Annotated in this window: 11 protein-coding genes and 1 tRNA gene; all 12 read right to left on the bottom strand. The window is 61.9% G+C overall.

Annotated features, from left to right (window positions below):
• Positions 1–461 precede the first annotated feature (461 nt).
• On the bottom strand, positions 462–1,808 hold the full coding sequence (locus tag I2456_RS16810) for a hypothetical protein (RefSeq protein WP_174814237.1): 1,347 nt from the start codon (positions 1,806–1,808) through the stop codon (positions 462–464).
• A complete protein-coding gene (locus I2456_RS16815; RefSeq protein ID WP_174814236.1) occupies positions 1,801–5,166 on the bottom strand; it encodes a Swt1 family HEPN domain-containing protein in 3,366 nt (1,121 codons plus the stop codon). The genes I2456_RS16810 and I2456_RS16815 overlap by 8 nt, the downstream gene beginning before the upstream one ends.
• 2 nt (positions 5,167–5,168) lie before the next feature.
• On the bottom strand, positions 5,169–7,961 hold the full coding sequence (locus I2456_RS16820; protein ID WP_085075169.1) for a DUF1156 domain-containing protein: 2,793 nt from the start codon (positions 7,959–7,961) through the stop codon (positions 5,169–5,171).
• On the bottom strand, positions 7,958–11,428 hold the full coding sequence (locus tag I2456_RS16825; protein WP_241007738.1) for a helicase-related protein: 3,471 nt from the start codon (positions 11,426–11,428) through the stop codon (positions 7,958–7,960). Before I2456_RS16825 ends, I2456_RS16820 begins: the two co-directional genes overlap by 4 nt.
• Positions 11,429–11,806: 378 nt before the next feature.
• A complete protein-coding gene (gene istB / locus I2456_RS16830) occupies positions 11,807–12,625 on the bottom strand; it encodes an IS21-like element ISMyma9 family helper ATPase IstB (protein ID WP_085073773.1) in 819 nt (272 codons plus the stop codon).
• A complete protein-coding gene (gene istA / locus I2456_RS16835) occupies positions 12,625–13,842 on the bottom strand; it encodes an IS21 family transposase (protein ID WP_085073774.1) in 1,218 nt (405 codons plus the stop codon). Before istA ends, istB begins: the two co-directional genes overlap by 1 nt.
• Before the next feature lie 53 nt (positions 13,843–13,895).
• A complete protein-coding gene (locus tag I2456_RS29165; RefSeq protein WP_085073506.1) occupies positions 13,896–14,150 on the bottom strand; it encodes a hypothetical protein in 255 nt (84 codons plus the stop codon).
• A gap of 379 nt (positions 14,151–14,529) precedes the next feature.
• Entirely contained in the window at positions 14,530–15,717 is a 1,188-nt protein-coding gene (locus I2456_RS16840) for an IS481 family transposase (protein WP_085073507.1), read from the bottom strand.
• Positions 15,718–15,830: 113 nt separating this feature from the next.
• A tRNA-Ile gene (locus tag I2456_RS16845) sits at positions 15,831–15,904 on the bottom strand.
• 62 nt (positions 15,905–15,966) lie between these two features.
• The gene (locus I2456_RS16850; protein WP_241007739.1) at positions 15,967–16,479 is read right to left on the bottom strand and encodes a nitroreductase family deazaflavin-dependent oxidoreductase; all 513 of its coding nucleotides are present in this window, start codon (positions 16,477–16,479) and stop codon (positions 15,967–15,969) included.
• Between the two features lie 28 nt (positions 16,480–16,507).
• Entirely contained in the window at positions 16,508–17,266 is a 759-nt protein-coding gene (locus I2456_RS16855; protein WP_260865557.1) for a hypothetical protein, read from the bottom strand.
• Between the two features lie 8 nt (positions 17,267–17,274).
• The gene (locus I2456_RS16860; protein ID WP_085073508.1) at positions 17,275–18,123 is read right to left on the bottom strand and encodes a carboxymuconolactone decarboxylase family protein; all 849 of its coding nucleotides are present in this window, start codon (positions 18,121–18,123) and stop codon (positions 17,275–17,277) included.
• Positions 18,124–18,160 lie beyond the last annotated feature (37 nt).

An 18,160-nucleotide genomic window follows, 5' to 3' on the forward strand; every position in this document is an offset into this window, starting at 1 on the left:
TAACGACGAACACCTGGCCAGGCTCTTGGTATAGGCGGCATCCCGCGTCGGGGCGCTAGAGGCGCGGGTAACTGATGTCGAATCTATGCGCTGCCGAATCAGATTACAAGCCAATACCTTTCAGCGAATCGTATGGGTCAGACCGGGCCGAAGCGTCAGAAACCTTTAGTGGGTCCTAAGTCTCAATTAGCTCATCGAAAGGTTTATGTTCCGCGGTACACACGCGTACCACGTGGTTCGGCCACGAATGCCGCCTGCTTCGGCCCGGGACGCAAGCCGATCGTTAGCCCGGCGCTCGGTATCGCCTAGCGTTGCGTCGGTGTGCCTACGAGTGCGTCTGTGACCCAGGCGGCGAGGGTCTCGTCGGGGTCGGGGTTTGGCTGCTAGCGCCCCGAGGGGCTCCGTAGCGCTAAAGGTTCTTGTTAGAGGTGCTGCAGTGTAAATCCTGGACTGAGGGGATATCAGTTTGTGTCACCCTCGGATTGTCGATTGCTCGGTTCCTCAAAAGAAGACCGCTTCTCTCTGATGACTTCCCGCCGACGTTGCCGTTCGGCGAGAAGGTCACCGGCCTTGAGCAGCCGTTCCCCGGCGCCAGAAATGGCACGACTTGTTGACTCGATCATCTTGTCCGTGGCGGCCGAAGCGGCGTCCAGCATCTTGTCGGCAACCGCCGACGCGGCGTCGAGCGGGTCGGGGACTTCAAAGTCCTCCCAGGTGTCAAGCTGGTGTCTCCGCGCGCTCGCGAAGTTGTCGAGGGCCTCTCTAAGGACTTGACGGTCACGCGCCAGCCTCTGCGCCGACAAGAAGCGGAACCCGTCAATGTCCTCGGTCCGGGCAACCAAGTCAATCGCACGTTTCGCTTGCTGGTAGACCTTGCCGTCCTCGGCCAGCTGCGCCGTCATAAGCTCACGCGAATCGCTGATTACCTCAGCGAGATGTTCAGGCTCGGTAGCGCCGACACGTGCTACCAATAGGCTCTGCCACTTGTACAGCGTCTCCTCCGCGATGACGAGGAGGTCTAGCGACTCCTGCAGCTTGCTGTCTTTCACAGTGCGGTGCAGAAGCTCCGCTCGGTCCTTCACTGGGAGCGATGGGTCCAGTGACGCAATGCAGCGTGTGATGTGGCTGCGCAGTTTCTCGACCGCGGCCGCAAGAGTCGGCCCTAAGCCGGTAACCGAACTCCACATTGCGTCTGGGAGTGCGTTGGTCTTCTTCAGGTAGTTCACGCTGCGGTTGACTGCGGCGTTGTGACCGATGATGTCCCCGGCGCGGGAAGCCTCTGCCAATTGCAGCAAGGCCTCTACCTTGCCTTCGACACGTCGGACCGAATCTTCGACTTGCGCTATTGCCGACGTGAGCGCCATCTGAACGGCGATCATCTGGATCGACATCAGGCGTTGCGGATTGATTGAGGTGTGTTTCCACTGCAACTGACTCAAGAACTTGCCGTCTGCGCCACGTGTCATCATGCGGAAATAACCGTTGGTGCCGGGAATCCTCTTGCCGACGGCCAGCGCCTTCACACTGTCGGGCGAAAGCCGCACGAATTTGGCTGAATTCCCTGCGATTGCCGCGGCTCCGGCCGCTATACCAGCCACATTGAGAAGCTTCTCCGCGGGCAGGTCACTGACGTCGATGGCCTGTATTGAACCATCCTGTATCCGCCGGATGTATGCCTCGACATCAGCCGAATCACCCTCTACCAGCACGCCCTCCGGTTGGATTGCAATGGCAACTTCACCGTGTTGCAGCGGCACCAGTTCCACGCTGCCACCGGTGTGTGCTGAATCTTTGGGACTCTCAGTCATTTTCAAATCCGTGTTGCTCAAACTTGAGCGTCGTGGCGTTCTCGTTGACGATCCGACGCTTGTTGTCCTCAAAGCCAGACCGGTTTGTCGCGGTAATCTCGACACGGACTTCAAGTTTCGTTCCCTCGGCTGCGGCCAAGGGTTGCAACACTTCGTTGATGATTTTGGAAAAGTCCGCGGCATAACGTTGGTCGTTCAGAAGTCGGGTACCGAAGAATCTCGTGAAAGTCGGCTTTGGGGGCGACGGCGGTTCTGGCGGTGGTGGTGGAAACCCCTTATCGCCCCGCTTCGTCGTGACGTCTGATTCATCGAGCTCTTCCCGTCCCTCGTGCTTTCGTTGGTGCTCAGCCACTTCTGGACGGACGATGAGCGTGTCATTGCGGATAACGGCGGTCTTTTCGTCGGTGGGCAGCATAAGGTTCTGATAGACCCCGTCTTGGACGCCGTCGGCAAGAGCAAAGCTCTCTTGCTGCCAGTACAACGACGAGCCCTCTCGAAAACCTTCCACGCCGGCGTTTAGCACGCTGCGTTCGCGCAGCCGCGGCATGTACGGGTAGTCGCTGTAGTAAGTCCACAGCTCACCCACCGATACATGGCCTCGCTCCCATAGCGACGACAAGTGCGTCGTGATGTCGTGTCGGATCGACGAGGCAGCACGCGTAGTACTCAGAGTTCCATCATTAATCATCTTGTTGCTCACGCGCTCGGCGAGCGAAGTGCCACTGATCTCCACCTTGATCGCCGGCAAGGTGAACATTTGAGCGCTCGGAGGCCACTCAGGCGCGAGAACCCAGTGATACGCACCCATCAAACGGTCATCAGCCGTGGTGGAAGCGCGCTCAGCACGCTCGGTCGCCTGACGCAACTGCTGCGGCGTGAGCCCGAGCTCGTCGACGCGTTCGGTGACGTTCTTCCAACCCAGGTACTCCCGAACAGCTGCATTGACCTCGATGAGCCGGTCCCTGTCGGCGGCTAGGAAAACAACCATGTTCCGGTGCGTGCGGTTCGCCGTTCCTCGCTTCTCGAGTGCCGCATGAGCGAATCGCCAGGCATCAGAGTCGTTCCCCTGTCGCCGCGAGTACCCGGCTTTGGCGTGCATGATGACGAGTCGGGCCTCGTCGACGTCGGGAATGTCGGCTGAGTCCGCGGGGCAGATCTGGACGCCTCCGAAACCGCCGGAGGTTCTGCGCTGGACGGCCAGGCGGTTCTCGATTTCCGCCCAGACGTCTTCGTCGTGCAGCCGTTCCGCATAGTCCTTCGCAGTCCGGCTGATGTTCGCTTGTAGGTCATACCAGTAACGGCCGGCACCCGAATAGAAGTAGGTGGCCGCATCGCTGAGCGCGTTGAGCGCGGAGTGAAAGTTGCCGACGACGTCGCCGGGCAACGCCGTGCCAAGGAACACGCGAGTAGTCTCCAAGCCCTTGTGCGCAGAGCCCAAAGTCGGTGCAGCACCGAAGAACACCGTCCGCGCAATTCGTTGCGTGAGCGAACCCTGACCGAATACGGGCCGTGATTTATCGATCTGAGCAGGTGTCGACTGGGGTCCGTCGACGTCGACGTCGATGATGGCCTTCCATGAATCGGCAAGATAGGACGTCAACTCGGAATTAACACTAGACACGTGCAGCGGGATGGAGCCAGGCATGATCAATGGCGCCGTGTCACCGCCCACCCATACCGCATGAATCACTGTGTTCATCAGGCGCAAAACTCCGCGGGTGCGTTGGAAGCGCTCGAGTGTCGACCACTCGCCGTATAGTCGGTCGAATAGTTCAGGGTGGATCGGGTAGGACCGTTTGATGCGGTCCTCGTAGGCTTTCTCTAGCACCTCTCGGGGGAAGTCAGCGTTATGCTTGCGGTAAAAGTCACCGAAGGCGCGTGCTGTTTCACCGATGAGCGCGAGTTGTTCAGCATTGGGCTCAACAAAAAGGCGTTGCCGCACGATCTGGTACGACTCTGTTGCCGACGCCGGACGCCACTGGTCGGCCACTCGGCCCACTACATTCCGAAGTCGACGCAAGGCCTCGATTCCGTTTAGCCCACCAACTTCCTCGTCGCTGCCGAGTTCGTCTGGACTGTCCTCGCTGGGGTCAAAGGATGCGGGGATGGAGATTGCCAACAAGATGCCGGGTGTAGCCTTGGCCGCTTCGGTCAACGATTGCGCGAAGGTGAACTGAGTGTCGAAGGCGCCACCCGGGAGGTCATCTCGGCCAAGTAGTTGGCGCGCGTAGGCAACCCATTCGTCGATCAGGATCACCGCAGGGGCGTAGTACTGCAGTAACTCGTGCAGCGCCTCGCCGGGCGCGGTCGCAGACTCATCGGATGCGCGGACGAGCTCGTAGGCGTCAGCGCCGCCAAGCTGATAGGCCAACTCACCCCACACCGTGTTGATATGAAGGTCGCCGCGGGGCTCACCCGAGGGGGCGAAGTGGTTGCCTACGAACGCGACTCGGGCGACCTGCTTTCCGGCAAGCTCGCCATACTCATGAAGCCCAAGAAGTTCTTGGACCTCTTGGGGGAAGTCAGTAATAGGCCGTACAGCCGCCAGGTGCCACAGAGCCAGCATGGAGTGCGTCTTACCGCCACCGAAGTTCGTCTGTAGATTGATCACCGGAGCTGCATTCGCATCACCGCGCAGGCGGTCAACCGCACCGCCGATCAGCTCACGCAGCCCTTCGGTTAGGTAAGTGCGATTAAAAAACTCCACCGGATCGCTGTACTCGCGGCTGGTGTCGATGCTGTGGGTTGCGACCTTAAACAGGTCGGCGGCGAACTCGGAAGCCTTGAAGTTGCCGGTCGCAACATCTTCGTGGGGCACCAAGACCTCCCGCCATGGCCGCAGTCCGGAAGTCGGAGTCTCCAAGGTTGCTTTCTTCAACACCCGCTGGTCATCGCGTTCCACAGCTACTCGGCGAAGATCCAGCTTCATTCGCTGCACCTTGTCAGCTTCGGACCCCGCGTTGATTGCGCGCAGTAACCGCTCGCCTGTCTCCAGAGCCCGCGCAGCGTCCTCGTTATTGAAGGCCTCGTTGTGCGCCCAGCGGTTTCGGACATCAGCAAGCTCCATCGCCAAGGCTTTCTGCGGCCGGCTCAGATACTTGTCGAAGGGATACCACTTCGGCTTGAACTGGCTGGTGATGTTCTCGCACAGCATCCGAAGCTGAAGCTGCGGGTCCATACGTGAATACGTCTTGACCCCGCCGCCTTGACTCCGGCCTTGGTCCCGGATCTCCGCGATGTAGGTCCAATCCTCGCCGCTAGGCAACTCCGGCTTGACCACTTGCTGGATGAAGGTATCGAGCGCTGGCGCAAGGGTTTCAAGCATCTGTCCGATGCGGTCGCGGTTGGTGACAGCCACGGCTAGACCTCCTCGTCTTCGGTGCTGTAGTCCAGGGTCATTGCCGGGTCGGCGGGTGCGCCTCCGCGCGACAACTCGACCACGTCCGACCATGACGTGACTATGTTGTTGAAGGCAATGGCATCCTTTGCCCATCTATTCTTGTCAGCGATCGAGAACAGAAGGAAGGCAAGCTCTTTCACGAGTGCTGGCTCAATCCCGCCATCACCGCGGTCACCGATATGCTTTAGGAAATCGCCTGCCGCATTTAAGCCATGAGCGTCGAGCAGACGGATCAGGTGGTGCAGAACTTCCCATGCGCTGATATCGAGGTCGCTTGCCGGATCGTAATCGGTCGGCAGATAGGCGGGCGCCAGCAGCGCGACCTTGCCTGCCCGAGCGGTTAGGATGCCTGCGCGTTCCATCGCAGCTACAGAAGTGTTACGCGCACGGGCCACATTGTCGGCTTCGCCAAAACTACCTGCGTTATAACCATGTTGGCGGTACCACACGACGGCGAACCGCGTTGTGGCGTCGAAGTCGCCCTCCTGCTCCGAAAGCACTTGGTCGAGCACCTCGTTAATTTGCGCGAGCGCTGAGCGAACGGTCATTGATGAACCATCAGCTTCCAGCACCTTGGCGTAACGGGAAAACACAGCCATCCCTGGACCGATCGCGGCCTGGGGTAGATCGACTGGAGCGATCGCGCCATGCTGGAGTTCGCGAAGGCGTGTCGGCAGTTCATCGTGAAGAGCCGTGATGAAACCCCGCCGATCAACGGTTCGAGCGTCAGCCGGTCTAGGCCGAAGTGCAAGTACGACCGACGAAGCCAAAGCGTTTCGGCCTACGCTGATCATCCGGCCACCGCGCTCGCTGCGCATCGGCCAGGTTCCGGTGATCACCCATCCCGCCCGAACCATCCCCTCAAGTAAGGTTTCCCAACCGCGCGAAACGGCGCCATCGTCCGTCGATTCAGACTGCTTGAAGGCGTAAAACACAGTGATGGGAAATTCACTGGTAGCGCCTGCACGCGCGTGTGTAAACACGGTCACAAATCCGTCTTCGAAGAACTGTCGTGCACCATCATTACCGTTATGGCGGTATGGATTGGCCACTAGCTCCTCCGCCTTCGGGACCAACATCGTGGCAAACAGATCAGGCCAGATTGATCTGAGCGACCGGCGTAGCCACACATAGAAGAAATCAGACAGATCGGAGTACCCAATGTTGTCGTAATAAGGCGGGTCAGTAGAAATTACACAGTCGGAGAAATCACTCTGCGCCGCGTCGCGCTGGTTGACGGAGCCGACCGCCGCAGAAGGAAGCAATCGTAACGATTCCGACATTGTGCGTGTCGCAATTGCAATGTCGCCGGCTGCATCGGCAAACGGTGATACTTCGACGAAGTCCCACGCCATTGGAATCGCCTGACGTGCGAACAAGTTCCGAGCTTGATCGCGTGAATTGGACCAGGTGACAATACGATTGTTGAGATCTGTCGTGCGACTGAGCGCCAAACCGATGTAGGTTGCGACGGCGTCCGCGTATGCTGCGGCACCGATACCGCCTTCCGCGAGTCGGCTTCCGGGTAATTCACTGGCCTTTGCCGCAGCCTCGACGAGATCACGAACCTCTCGCACCAGCTCACTAAACGTTGTAAGTGCGACTAGCTGGCGCACTGTGAAGAGGTCCGACCACCGTGTCATCCCGTAGTTTGGAGTCTTGAAATCTCTTGGGTTGTTTGGCAACCCGCCGTCAGGCACATCCTCAGGCATGGCAACGCGGGCCGCTTCTTCGTGTTCGGCGTCGGGATCGACGTACACGCGCTGCCGTTTTCCTTCAGCTACAATCGCCATCAATTGCGCGCCGATCCGCCCTGCCCGCCCCTCGGAGCGAATGTATTTAAGTTCCACCGCGGTCCGACAATTGATGCAGGTGGCTCCAGTCCGACCGACGGTGCCCTCACTTTCCTCAACCGGTGCGTTCCTCAGATCGCCGCTGATGCTGTACGAGACTCTCCCGTTCACGACCGAGGGCACAACGAACGCCTCTTTTCCCTTCCTCTTGCCTAGCCACCATGACCGCACCAAGGGCATCTGAGTGCCGCACCGGGGGTTCGGGCATGTGACAGTCCGCGCCCAAATCCACGCGATCACAGGCGCTTTCGTACCATCAGGCAAAGTTGCCTTCGGATACAAGTGTCCGATGCGCTTCTCGGCTTCATCACGAATCCATTGCCCGTAAGCCCGTACATCGGCCGCGAGACCTTCGGCATTCTTCCATGTACGGATCTGCGAATCAGCCAGGCCAGGAAAGACCGGCTTCTTGTTTCGGAACTTCGGTGGGATCTCGATCAGTGCTTTGTTGATCAGAACGGCGACCGGGTTGAGGTCTGACGCTCGGGCATCGAGCCCAAGACGTTGTGCCTCAAGGGGGATCGTCCCGCCACCTGCGAATGGGTCGATGATGATGGGTGGATTGCCCCCGGTGGAGTCCAGGATTTCCTTGTGCGCCTCGGCGAGAACGTCGGGATTGCTGGAATTCTCCCACACAACCAGCTTTTCGATCAGAGCATGGAGTTCTTCCCGTCTACGCTGCTGATCGGCCGCCGTCTGGTAACGCTCGGGATGCGCCGAGGGGTCGTCCACCAGTTGGGCGAAAAGCACTGCCCGCGCAGCGGCCAGCGGGCGGCGTGCCCACCACAGATGCAAAGTCGAAGGATGGCCGTGCCGAATCGACTTCTCCCGTGCTGCTTCGCGATTGATCGCTTCCAGCGGCAGCGAGACTTCGATGAGTTTGCGTCGCTCGACGGTCATAGTGGTGAGCTTCCTTTATTCCATAGCGGTGCCCAGGCCAAGCCGAGGTAAGTCTGGTTGAAATCCATGTCGAGACCCGTGAAAGGGCTATCGAGATAACGTAATTCGTCGAGCGCGGGTCCGTCGGGATGCACAGCCACCATCGCCAGACGGTGGTGCGGTGCCGCATTCTTGCCGGTCAATACCTCGGTCTTGGTGACGTGAAAGTCCGGTGCGCCGACAATACGGCCTTTCACTTCAATGAAGACGGTGTGTCCGTCAGCGCTCGTCGACGCGATGTCATATCCGGGGTTATTGCGGGGCATCTCAGCAGGCTGCCGGCCCAGAGCGAGCTCGGCGGCAATCACCGCATCGACGGCACGCCGTTCGACCAGCGAGGTGTCCAACGTTGTAGCAGGCCCGGGAACCGGGTTAACAAGTCCAACGGGCAGGATCAGCGCCGCACCGGCCAGTGTGGGTTGCTTTGCGGCAAGCTGCTTTTCGGCAGAAAGCGTTGTCAATCGTCGTGCGAGCCGCAATTCTAGATCACGAGCCCGGGCTTCGAGCTTTTCCGGGCTGTGGCGCAATGCGCGCCGACCACGTCGACCGTCCTCGAGGTCTGCATGCAGCCGCGCCGCTTCGCCGTCCAGGTGGTTGATTTGCATGGTGAGCCTGCGGCGTACCTCAGCGGCGGTCTTGTCGAGGATGGGCTTGACACTTTGTTCGACGTCGCCGAGGTGCTGGAGCTGGTCATGAGTGATCGCCCAAGCAGTGGCCAGCTGCTCGACGCCCGGAGCCAGCCATGGTTGCGCCAGGACTGACTTGACGATGTCGCTGACGTCTTGTGTCGGCGGACTCGCGTCGAGATAAGGCGCAGGTCCAGCAGACTGCGCTGTCCCGTCGGGGGTCAATGCCACGAAGGTGAACCGCTTGCTCACGGTACGGCCGGTGCCGTCGATGATCTCTGACAACAACGCGACGACGAGGCGCGGATCGGTTTCGGTGTCGGACGGGTCCACTAGCACTGTGCCGCGGGTCAACGCATGCTGATGCCGTTCCAACATCAGGTCGATGACGGTATCCAGCAGGGGATGCCCTGGCGCAAGAAATTCGGCGGCGCGGCCGTCGACCATGGTGGCGGTGGGCTCGAACGTCACGCGCTCATAACTCGAAGCCAAAGGCTGATAGGTGCCGGAACGCTGTCGGCTACGCAGCGCAGCGGGAACGTGGGTGACCTGGTAGCGCTGGGATTCGCGGGCGGCGAGTCGGCCGCCGAGCTGGCCGAACGCATCGGTGAAGAAGGCACGGATGTAGTGCGGCTGCAACTTACGGGCGCGGGCTTCATCCATCTTGCGGCGCATATGGTCCAGCGCCACTGGGTCGATCGCCTCGCGGGCTAGTGCTCGTTCAGCGACGAGTTTGGCTGTGCCCTCAGCCAATTCGGTATCGAGGATGCGTTCGTTTTCTTCGCGTCGGGCGGGGTCGTCACCGTAGCGGATCGCGTCGATGAGCAAGTCTCGCAACGCCCGGCGCGTGAAGGCCTCCCCTAATACGTCAAAGAGCCGGCCACCGTAGGCCGCGCGCTGTTGTTCCATCTTCCACAGCAGCCGCGCGAACACCTGCCCTTCGCGAGTGTCTTCGGCAACCAGATTCCACAGCCGGCACACGTGTTCTTGGCCGATGCGGTGGATGCGGCCAAACCGCTGTTCGATGCGGTTCGGGTTCCACGGCAGGTCGTAATTGATCATCAGGTAGGCCGCTTGCAGGTTCAGACCCTCGCCGGCAGCGTCGGTGGCCACCAAGACCTGGCGGTGTGGCTCGTGAGTGAACTCTTCGCGAACCCGTCGACGCTCCAGCCGAGACGTACCGCCATGGATGTTCACCACAGCCTGATCACTTCCGACCTGATTGCGGATCATCGCCGTCAGGTAGTCGAGGGTGTCGCGGTGCTCGGTGAAAATGATTAGCTTGCGAGGACTGCCGTCAGTTTCACGCAGCAACTGCTGATCTAGCAGCAGGTCGCGCAGCTTCTCCCATTTGGTATCGCGCCGTGAATCGCGCACCTTTCGCGCAAGAGCAACCAGGTCCCCCAATAGATCATTCTCGACCTGTAGCTCAGCCGCGGTGCGTGCCGCCGTAGCCAGGTCAACGACATTCTCTTCAAAGGCCTCGGCCTCTTCGGCGTCGAGCTCGTCGGCGTCGAAATCCTCGATCGTGCGAGCCGTAAAACGGTAATCGCTGTCTCCTGGACCGGTCGCACGAACGGGGTTCAGCATCTCCGTTCGCTTAGCGATTAGTCGCTCCCGTCGCCGCTCCAGCGAACGCAGGATCGCGTGGGTACTGCTGGCCAACCGTCGTTGCAACACTGTCAACGCGAAGCCGACCGTCCGCTGTCGGGAACTGTCGTCAAGCGCGTCCGCCCGATTCATCTCCGTACGTACGTAATTCGTCACCGCCTCATAGAGCTGAGCCTCCCCCGCCGACAACTGGTAAGGCACCGTCTCGGCGATGCGCTCGGGAAAGAGTGCCTTGCCGTCGAAGGTGCGCAATTCTTCTTTGACCATGCGGCGCATCAGGCCGCTGGTATCGGTGGAATGCACGCCTGCCCGGTACTGCCCCTCGAACCGATCGGGGTCTAGCAGCGCCATGAAAGCCTGGAAGTTCTCCTCGCTGCCTGCGTGCGGTGTTGCAGTCATGTACAGCAGGTGCCGGGCAATCCGTCCAAGTTGCTGACCCAGGTCGTAACGGCGGGTCTTGCGCAATTCGCCCGCCCACCAGTTGGCGGACATGCGGTGTGCCTCATCAACGACCACGAGATCCCACTCCGAGTGGTCCAGAAAATGACACCAGTCCTCGGATCGGGCGAGCTGATCCATGCGGGCGATGAGCAGAGGATGCCTGTCGGTGAACGGGTTCCCGTCCTTAGTTGAGGCGGCCAGATCGCGAGTGAGAAGTTCGGCGTCAATCCCGAACTTCGTGTACAGCTCGTCCTGCCACTGCTCGACCAAGCCACCCGGAGCGATCACCAGCATGCGCTGCAGGTCGCCGCGCAGGATCAGTTCTTTCGCATATAGCCCAGCCATGATTGTCTTTCCGGCACCCGGGTCATCGGCGAGCAGAAACCGAAGCGGCATTCGCGGCAGCAACTCTTCGTAGACGGCTTTGATCTGGTGCGGGAGCGGCCGAATGTTGCTGGTCGTGACCGCCAGCATGGGGTCGTGAATGCCGGCCATCCGGATTCGCAGCGCCTCGGCGGCGAGGCGGAACTCATCTCCGTCGGCGTCCAAAGTCCACTGGCTCTCTGGAGCGTGGACCGCGATAATGGCCAAATCTGCCGCATAGAGCAATCGATCGCCGTAGTTACCGTCGGCGTCCCGGAAGACAAGGTTGAGCGAGTCACCGACCGGGGTCGCCGCGACGACGGTGACCAGGCCTGGGCGCACACCGCTGAGTACCGTTCCCGGTGTCAGATCAGCAATAGTGGTCACTATCGTCCCCCTCGGCCCCGTGTTGTATCGAGCCGATGATTACAGCACACCACACCGACAAGTTTCCCAGCAGTGGCCCCGGGTCAAACGAACCTCAACTCGGGTCCGCGCTACCTACGTCGCTCGGCGGGAAGACACTTACTGACAAGCTGTTAATCGCAGGCGAACATTTCAAGCTGACGGCGCTGAGCTTCGCTCACTACCAGTAGGGAGCTGTTCGCCACCGGGTAAATCTGGGCTTGATCCCACTGGGCCGAAAGCACGCTAGTTGCAATGCCGATTTTCACACCGCGCTCCCCAAGCTCAGCCTGGAGGCGCTGGGCGTGTCGGCTCCGGTTGAATTCTGAGCAGCCTGCTCCGGTTGAAAAGTGAGCAGGTTTACGGGGTTGAGTCTGCCTGACGATCGGCTTCCACGGAGGGTAGGGATTCGATCGCGGTGTGTTTGATGCGGTAGCTGGCGCCTTTGAGGGCGATGACGTCGGCGTGGTGCACGATCCGATCGATCATGGCTGAGGCGATGGTGGCTTCGCCGAAGACCTGTCCCCATCGGGAGAACGGCAGGTTGGAGGTCAGGATGATCGACGATTTCTCGTATCGGGTGGAGACCAGTTGGAAGAACAGGTTGGCCGCTTCGGTGTCGAAGGGGATGTAGCCGACCTCGTCGATGACGATGAGCCCGTAGCGGGAGATTTTGCGCAACTCGGCGTCGAGGCGGTTGGTGCGGTGCGCTTCGGCCAGGCGGGTGATCCAGCCGGTGGCCGGGGCGAACGCAACCCGGTGCCCGGTGTGGGCGGCCGCGATTGCCAGGGCCGTGGCCAGATGCGTTTTACCGGTGCCCGGCGGGCCGAGCAGCACGATGTTGCGGGCTTCGGCCAGCCAGCCGCCGGCTTCCAGGCGGGCGATCTGGGCGCGGTCGATGCCGGGTTGGGCGGTGAAGTCGAAGTCGGTGATCGTCTTGATCGCTGGGAATCCGGCATACCGGATGCGTTGACGGGCACCGGATTCAGCACGGGCATTGGACTCCACTGCCAAGACGGCGCCGAGGTAGTCCTCCAGCGACCAGTTCGCTTCACGGCCTTGTTCAGCTAGCCGGTGGTAGTGCGCGGCGATCCGCGGCGCCTTGAGCAGACGAGCTTGGTGGGCGATCAGCTTGTCGGCCTCACCCGGCGCCGAGGGGCTGCGTTTCGTGGTGGCCATCAGGCGACCTCCCCGGTCCCGAAGTGTGCGTCATAAGCACTCAGGTCGGCGATCTCGACATCTACCTGCAGGTGAGCTCCCTTGGCTGGCCGGGTCCGGAACTGCTCGCGCAGCACCGCCGCAGCCGCCAGATGCTGCGGATCGGTGACCAATCCGGCTGTGCCCCAGAGCCGTTCATGATCAGCGACCAGCCGGTCACCACAGCGGACGGTGATCCGATCCAGGCCGGCGGCCACCGTGATCATCCGCCCGATCACCTCCGGGTTCACCGAGTAGGCGTTGCCGCCGACGCCGACGTAGTAGTCGCGACCCAACCGCGTCGTGATCGTCGTCCCGACCGCCGGAGCCACCGGCGGAAGTATGGCCATCGCCGCCCGGTCCGCCGCCAAGGCCTCGGCAGGGACCAGCCGGGTGCTGGCGTGCACGCGGCGGTTGGCGATCGAGATCAACCAGTCCCACAATTGGGCGTTGAAATCGGCTGCGCAGGTGAACATCCTGCCCGGCAGAAACGACGTCTCAAGGTAACCGTTGACCCGCTCGACCAGACCCTTGGTCTCCGGATCATAGGGCCGGGCCTGAATCAAGCGGGTGCCCAGCACACCACAGAACCCGGCCACCCCCTCAGCCAAACGGCCGCGCCGACCGATACCGGCCTCGTTGTCCCACAACAGAGTCCGTGGCACACCACCGATGTTCCCGGCGATCAACTGCCACATCCCGGCCAACAGATCCCCGGTCACCCGTGACGGGATCATCATCGCGGCGATGAACCGCGAGTACGCAGCGACCATCACCAGCACCGGAAACGACCGCAATACCCCAGCGTGATCGGGAACCAGCTGGCCAGGAAACCACAGATCGCACTGCACCTGCTCACCGGGCAGATGCACCAGCCGATCGCACGGATCGACCGGGGTGTACTCCGGGCGGATCCGCGCAACGTTCTCGGCGAACCACGAGTGCCCGCCAGTCCAACCCACCCGCTGCGCGATCACCGTCGTCGGCATCGTCGGAAACTGCCCCAACAGCACCCGCACCGCCATCTCGACCTGGGCCCACCCCGACATCACCGCCGGCTTGCGTTCATAGCGCGGTGGCGCCTCCGAGCGCAGCGCCTTGGCCACGGTGTTCCGCGACAGACCCAGCCGCCGCGCGATCGCAGCCTGCGACAGCTTCTCCGACCGATACAGCCGGCGAATCTCCGCCCAATCCTCCACAGTGATCACTCTCCAATCAGAAGGGTGCTCACTTTTCGACCGGAACTACCTGCTCACTTTTCGACCGGAGCCGACAGGGCGTCGAACAGGAATACAGCGTCGATACAGAACGGCCTGAGAGTGCCCCGAGACGACGCGGACGCACCTTTGGGGCCGGTGAAGACAAGGTAGAAATCCAACGGAGCGCTGGGATTTATATCCAGCATGGATTCGTGCCTCGTGTACGCCTTCACGTTTACGGTCCGACCGGCAAGGACTCCTGTGGTGAAGTGTCCGTCGTAACCCGCTGCGTTCGCTGCGGCCTCCAACTCGATGTCAAAAATCCGAGCCGCAATCCACTCGCCGATGCTCCCCGTGTTGACGGGTCGATCCAGTAAGCGCCTAGCCGAGCATCGAGCGCGTTGCGCTCGCGAAGTAGTGCGGCAAGCTCAGCTAGTTCAGCATCTTCGCGTTCATCCACGCCGTACAGATTGACATGGACGGCTGACACGCGAGTTAGCTAGCGCCGCCGCCTGTGGGCGACACTCCAACCAGCCGCCGGGGTGACGCCGGGGTGAGCGGACCTAGTCAGCGCGGCCAGCTCGCCTGTACCACCTCTGATGAGGCCATTTAAGGTGGGGGCTGTTCAGAGTCGGTTGATGGTTGACGTTTCTATGTCGGTTGATCCTTGACACTCTGGGTTATTTGTTAGGCCTGTTCGCGGGTGCGGAAGGCCCGTTTGTTTCGTACCTCTGTGTGGGTGGTTCGCGCGGCGGTCTTGACCAGATCGTCGCCGATGAAAAACCGCAGCAGCTGGCCATCGACGTGGACATCACAGCGTGATCCGGCGTAATGGGCGCCGATACAGACCTGCTGCCAGGCCACGCTGACCACCCCGTTGGTGGTCACCCGCCGGCTGACCCAGTCCTCACCGGTGCGATCTTGTGGGGTCACCGTGACCGCCACCGCAGGCCTGGTAACGGATCGCGTGGCGAATCGTTGGGCCGGGGTGGTCATGTCCAACCCTTGATGCGGGCGGGAGTTGTTGTAGTAGTCGACCCACTCATCCAGGGCCTGCTGGGCGGCCTTAAGAGTGGTGAAAGGCTTGTGCGCGATTAAGAATTCCGCGCGCAGGCTGCGGTGGAATCGCTCGATCTTGCCCGTCGTCGTCGGTGAGCGAGGTTGGGTCAGCAGATGCTCAATGCCGTGCTCGCAGCAGATCGCATCGAAAAGCACCTCTACCGGCGGATGGAAAAACCGGCCCGTGAAGACCTTGCCGTTATCGGTCAAAATCTGCTCAGGCGCGCCATAGGTCACCAGCGCCGCCCGCAACCCATCACACACCGCCCGGGTGCGTTCCCGCGCCATTAACCGCGCGCAGACGCACAGCCGGGAATGATCATCAACCCCGGTCAGCGCTTTGGCGCTGGTGCCATCGGCCAGCGGAAACCCACCGACAATATCCATCTGCCACAACTCCATCGGGGCACCGCGCTCCCAGCGTTTCCACTTCCGAGACCGCCGATCCCGCACGCTCGGATCGATCATCCCGGCCCGCACCAACGCCCGATACGCCGCCGATTCCGACGGCACCGGACTCACCCGACGCTTCTTGAGCTCAAAGACCAACCGTCGCGGACCCCAATACGGCCGCGAACGCCGCAACTCCAACAACGCCGCCTCGACCACCGCCGGCATCTGGTGCGGACAGCTCGCCGGCCGATGCGACCGATCCACCAGCCCGTCCAGGCCCGCCGCCTCATACCGCGCTAACCAGGCATGCAACGTCTGGCGCGACACCCCGACCTTCTCCGCGACCTGCGAGATCGACAGGCCATCACCAATCACCGCCATCACGGCCTGATACCGCTGCTCGGCCACGCTCAACTCCCTCATCTAGGGAGTGTCAAGGATCAACCGAAACAACTGTCAAGCATCAGCCGAAACACTGTCAGGCATCACCCGAAGCAGAAATGTCAGACATCAACCGAAGTCATACACATTTAAGGTGGGGCGGGCGGGGCTCGAACCCGCGACCAACGGATTATGAGTCCGCGGCTCTAACCAACTGAGCTACCGCCCCCGGCGTTGCACGACCACGACACTAGCGCGACACCACCGACTGCCCGAGATACGGCCCAAGCCTCAATCGCCTGCCGGCCGGAGCCGAAACACTCGGATCTCTCGCGGCGCGCACTTCTCGCGGTAATTCTCATATCCCGCGTAGAAGTCGACGGCCGCCGCCCACGCCGCGGCGCGCGCCTCGCCGGTCAGCAGCTCGGCGCAGTAACGCCGGGGCGGGCCCTTGTATTCGATGGTGCAGTCGGGGTGGGCGATCAGGTTGGCACTCCACGAGGGATGCTTGGGACGCCCGTAATTGGAAGCGATCGCAATCAACCCGTCAGCGTCTTCGATCAACGCCAGCGGATGGGTGCGCTGCTGACCCGACTTGGCCCCGGTCGAGGTGACCAGACCCACCTTGTCCAATCCCATCGAGCTCAATCGGCCCTTGGTCCGCGGGATCAGCACCTTGTCGATCTTCGGCGCCACGTTGATGGCCAGCTGGTAGCCGACGCGACTCATGGCGATGCGCTCGGTCACGGCCTCGTAGAACCGAAGCCGGCGCCCGCGGGCCGGACTATCCCTTCGCAACGGCACGAGACGAAAAGTACCCACCGAGGCGCAGTTAATACACGTAGACGACCGCGCCGTTGCCGCCTTTGCAGACCAAGGATCCGTCGGCGGCGCAGGTCATCGAGTAGTGCTGGCCAGTGACGGGACTGACGGCGTCGATCTGTCGGGGTGTCGGGCTCGCGGGACCGGTGAACACGTACGCCAGCCGCACCTGTTCGGCGAACGGACATGTCGTGTCGGGTGATCCGACGGCGGAATTGCCGAGGCTGCCGGGCGTCCCGCTCGTGGGAGGGCATGCCTGTGCGCCCGGGGGAAGCGACACGGGCGCCGTGGACGTGACCGCACCGGCCGATTGCAGGGTCCACGTACCGCAGTGTTGCGTTTTGAACCCGGCATCCGATGGCTCGATGCGCACCACCTGCGGCTCGGCGCCTTCCCCGTGTTCGATCACATCGGTCGAGGTGCCCCGGAATCCCCGCAGCCGCTCCCAGGAGCACGAGCTACTCCCCTGCGCCTGATACGTGCCGGCTTGTATGTCCTGGCCCATCCGGTACACACCGTCACCGGGGAAGCTACGCGCGGATGTGGTGGGTGACGTCGACGGCAGCGTTGAGGTGGGCGCGGACGTCGGTGTGGACGACGGCAGCGGTGGAACCGTCGTCCCCGGATAGATCGGCGGCAACTGCGTCCCACTGCTGCTGCGCACGGTCATGGTGGGCGCGGCCGTTTTGCCGCCGGACCCACCACAGCCCGCTAGGGCACAGGCCGCGACCACTCCCACGGCGAGGGCGACTCCTGCTGTATGCACCATGGCTCTCGTCAGCTGAACACCGTCTGACCGTCGACGTCGATCAGATACCGCTCCGTGCCCGACTCCACCCGAGGCGCGTCGGCGCCCATCGACACGGCGATCTTATTGCTGCCGTTGCGCATGATGTCGAACGTCAACTCGACGGCCTCGTCCTCGGAGAAACCGGAGCGCACCTCGGCGGCAGCGTCGACGACGAGGTGCGCAGGGCTCCAAATTAGCGCATCTACATACCGCAGCGCCGCCTTGGCCCGCCGGTCGAGCCGCTCGGATTCCTCGAACCGCTCGATGTCGCCGTACAGCGTTTCCGAGCCGCCGGCGTCCAACGCGTTGCCCTCCCGCAGCGACTTGCACAGCCGGCAGTTGTGCTGGGCCGCGCCGCGCAACCGCACCAACTCCGAGGTCACCGGATCCAGTGCCCGCAACCGGGCCACCGCGGGCATGAAGCGCACGAACAATTCCTCGGACGGGTCGGTGGTGTGATCCCACGCAAGGGGCTCGCCGACCCAGCCCAGGTACTGAGAACCGACACCCAGCGCTTCCAGTCCAGCACGCACTCGCGGCACGGCGTCGGCAATGTACATCGACACAACGACCCCAAAAGCCTTGTTGCCCAGAGTATTCACCAGCCGTGACCGCTGCTCGGCGGTAATCATCGACACGTCGAGGGCGAATTGTTCGGCGAAGTCGGCGACGGCTTCCTCGGCCTCCGACGCGGGCTCGCTCACCGCCACCTCCGCGGGCAACGGCGGCAACCCCACCGCCTCGGCGCACACCTGCCGAACCAGCCCCACGATCCGCGGATCACCCGGTGACAACGCCACCAATCGGCTCAGCAGGTCGTCGGGAAGTGCTGCCATGTTCCACACGCTAGGACGCGCCGGACTCCACAGCAAT

The organism is Mycobacterium kubicae (assembly GCF_015689175.1).
GTDB classification, from domain to species: Bacteria; Actinomycetota; Actinomycetes; order Mycobacteriales; family Mycobacteriaceae; genus Mycobacterium; species Mycobacterium kubicae.

Coding starts and splice junctions, on each gene's coding strand:
- I2456_RS16810 (WP_174814237.1), bottom strand. CDS start 1,808: ATGACTGAGAGTCCCAAAGATTCAGCACACACCGGTGGCAGCGTGGAA.
- I2456_RS16820 (WP_085075169.1), bottom strand. CDS start 7,961: ATGACCGTCGAGCGACGCAAACTCATCGAAGTCTCGCTGCCGCTGGAA.
- istB (WP_085073773.1), bottom strand. CDS start 12,625: ATGGCCACCACGAAACGCAGCCCCTCGGCGCCGGGTGAGGCCGACAAG.
- I2456_RS16840 (WP_085073507.1), bottom strand. CDS start 15,717: ATGAGGGAGTTGAGCGTGGCCGAGCAGCGGTATCAGGCCGTGATGGCG.
- I2456_RS16855 (WP_260865557.1), bottom strand. CDS start 17,266: ATGGTGCATACAGCAGGAGTCGCCCTCGCCGTGGGAGTGGTCGCGGCC.
- I2456_RS16860 (WP_085073508.1), bottom strand. CDS start 18,123: ATGGCAGCACTTCCCGACGACCTGCTGAGCCGATTGGTGGCGTTGTCA.